This is a genomic window from Streptomyces synnematoformans (assembly GCF_039531005.1).
GTDB classification, from domain to species: Bacteria; Actinomycetota; Actinomycetes; order Streptomycetales; family Streptomycetaceae; genus Streptomyces; species Streptomyces synnematoformans.
Genome location: NZ_BAAAPF010000530.1, coordinates 1 through 2,803 on the forward strand (window position 1 = coordinate 1; position 2,803 = coordinate 2,803).

Here is a 2,803-nt window from a genome sequence, read left to right on the forward strand (position 1 = left end):
CGGGTTCGGGGAGACCCCCGCCGGCGAGCCTCACAGCTCCGGAATCCGCCCCCCGTACCGCGTGAAGTTCCGCCGGTTCGCCTCATCCCCGCCCGGCACGTTCGCACTCACCCACCGCGGCAACTCCACCCCCCGCCCCGCCGCCCGCTCATCCAGCTCCGCCAGCAGCAGCGCCCACACATACGCCCCCAGCACCGTCGACACCGCCGCCGTCCGCGGCGACTCCGCCGGGTGCACCACGTCGCCCGCCGGCACGCACGTGTCCAGCACCACCGTCGCATGGTCCGCCAGCCGCGTGCTGGCCCGCGCCGTCGCGCTCGCCGACGCCGGCATCGACGTCACCGCGACCACCGGCACGCCCCGCGCCATGCACTCCTGCGCGATCTCCACCGGATACGGGTTCCGGCCGCTGGTGGAGAAGACCACCACCACGTCGTCCGGCCCCGGCTTCACCCGCTCCACCATCGCCCGCCCCGACCCCGGCCGCCGCTCGGCCGCCGTGCTGGCCGTCGCGCCGTTGAGCGGCAGGATCTCCGGGTCCCACACGGGCCGTACGCAGGCCAGGCCGCCCGCCCGGTAGAACGTCTCGCAGACCATCGCCAGCGAGTGCCCGGCCCCGGCGGCGTACACCAGGCCGCCCGCGGCCACCGCGTCCAGGATCAGCGTGGCCGCGTCCGCGACCGCCGCGCCGGAGGTCCGGTCGAGGTCGTCGAGCAGGCCGCGGAAGAGGCCGGCAACGGCGGCGCGGGCAGCGGTGCCGGCGCCGGGCGCGGGGCCGGCACCGGGCGCGGCGGGGGAGTCGTGCTCGGTCGTGTCGTCCGTCATGCCAGCATGCGACCACGTACCGCCCCCGCTCCGCCAGAGGGGATCCCGGCGGCCGGCGGCGTCAGTCCTCCAGCAGCTCGTACGCCGGCAGCGTGAGGAAGTCCGCGTAGTCCGCGTCCAGCGAGACCTGCAGCAGCAGGTCGTGCGCCTGCTGCCACCGGCCCGCCGCGAACGCCTCCGCCCCGGTCTCCGCGCGGATGTTCGCCAGCTCCTCCGCCGCGATCCGCCGCACCAGCTCCGCCGTCACCCGCTCGCCGTCGTCGAAGACGACGCCCGCGTTGATCCACTGCCAGATCTGGGAGCGGGAGATCTCCGCGGTGGCGGCGTCCTCCATGAGGTTGAAGATGGCCACCGCGCCCAGGCCCCGCAGCCACGCCTCGATGTAGCGGATGCCCACCTGCACGGCGTTGACCAGGCCCGGGTACGTCGGCTTCGCGTCCAGCGAGTCGACCGCGGTCAGGTCGCCGGCGGACACCGACACGTCCTCGCGCAGCCGGTCCTTCTGGTGCGGCCGCTCGCCGAGCACGGCGTCGAACGATGCCATGGCGATCGGCACCAGGTCGGGGTGCGCGACCCAGGAGCCGTCGAAGCCGTCGTGCGCCTCGCGGTCCTTGTCCGCCTTGACCTTGTCGAACGCGACCTTGTTGACCTCCGGGTCGCGGCGGGAGGGGATGAACGCGGCCATGCCGCCGATCGCGTGCGCGCCGCGCCTGTGGCAGGTGCGCACGAGCAGTTCGGTGTAGGCGCGCATGAACGGGGCCGTCATCGTCACCGCGTTGCGGTCGGGCAGCACGAACTTCGGTCCGCCGTCGCGGAAGTTCTTCACGATCGAGAACAGGTAGTCCCAGCGCCCGGCGTTGAGGCCGGAGGCGTGGTCGCGCAGCTCGTAGAGGATCTCCTCCATTTCGTACGCGGCGGTGATGGTCTCAATCAGGACGGTGGCCCGGACCGTGCCCTGCGGGATGCCGCAGTAGTCCTGGGCGAAGACGAACACGTCGTTCCAGAGGCGGGCTTCGTGGTGGGACTCGGTCTTGGGCAGGTAGAAGTACGGGCCCTTGCCGAGGTCGAGCAGCCGCCGGGCGTTGTGGAAGAAGTACAGCCCGAAGTCGGCCAGCGCTCCGGGCACCGGGCGGCCCTCGACGGTGAGGTGCCGTTCGTCGAGGTGCCAGCCGCGCGGCCGGGTGACGACGGTCGCCAGCTCCGCGGCGGGCTTCAGGGCGTAGGTCCTGCCGGAGGCGGGGTCGGTGAAGTCGATGCGGCGCTCGTAGGCGTCGGTCAGGTTGACCTGGCCGCCGATGACGTTCGCCCAGGTGGGCGCGGAGGCGTCCTCGAAGTCCGCGAGCCACACCTTCGCGCCGGAGTTGAGGGCGTTGATCGTCATCTTGCGGTCGGTGGGGCCGGTGATCTCCACCCGGCGGTCCGCCAGCGCGGGCGGCGCGGGCGCGACGCGCCAGGAGTCGTCGGCGCGGATGCCGGCGGTCTCGGGGAGGAAGTCGAGGGCGGCGGTGCGCGCGACGGCGGCGCGGCGCTCGGCGCGGCGGGCGAGCAGCTCGTCGCGGCGCGGGGTGAACCTGCGGTGCAGCTCGGCGAGGAAGGCGAGGGCGGCGTCGGTGAGGACCTCGTCCTGGCGGGGCGCGGGCTCGGCGGCGACGACTGCGGACATGGCTGTCACTCCTTGGCGGCACGCGGTGCCGGGCGCAGCGGACGTGGCGGGGGCGGCCGGAACCGGGTTCCGAACCCTTCTGGGTTGTGGAGAATAGTTTCCTTATCCCGGAAGTTCAACGGTCTGTTGATGTCGCGTGGCTCTGCGGCGCGGCGGCGGCGGCGCTCAGCGCGGGGCGTCCCCGCCCGCGTCGAGCAGGGCCAGGTCCGCGGGGGTGTCGACGTCGTCGGGCGCGGCCACGTCGCCGCACTCCACCAGCGCGAGTTCGCCCCGCCGCGCGGCGGCGGCCAGCAGGTCGCGGGCGCCCCGGTCGCC

At 74.0% G+C, this 2,803-nt stretch carries 2 protein-coding genes; both read right to left on the bottom strand.

Annotated elements, in window-relative coordinates; translation table 11 throughout:
• Positions 1-30 precede the first annotated feature (30 nt).
• A complete protein-coding gene (locus tag ABD317_RS35530; RefSeq protein WP_344295908.1) occupies positions 31-825 on the bottom strand; it encodes an SIS domain-containing protein in 795 nt (264 codons plus the stop codon).
• A 61-nt stretch (positions 826-886) separates the two neighbouring features.
• Positions 887-2,488, bottom strand: a complete 1,602-nt coding sequence (gene aceB, locus ABD317_RS35535; RefSeq protein WP_344295911.1) for a malate synthase A — start codon at positions 2,486-2,488, stop codon at positions 887-889.
• Positions 2,489-2,803 lie beyond the last annotated feature (315 nt).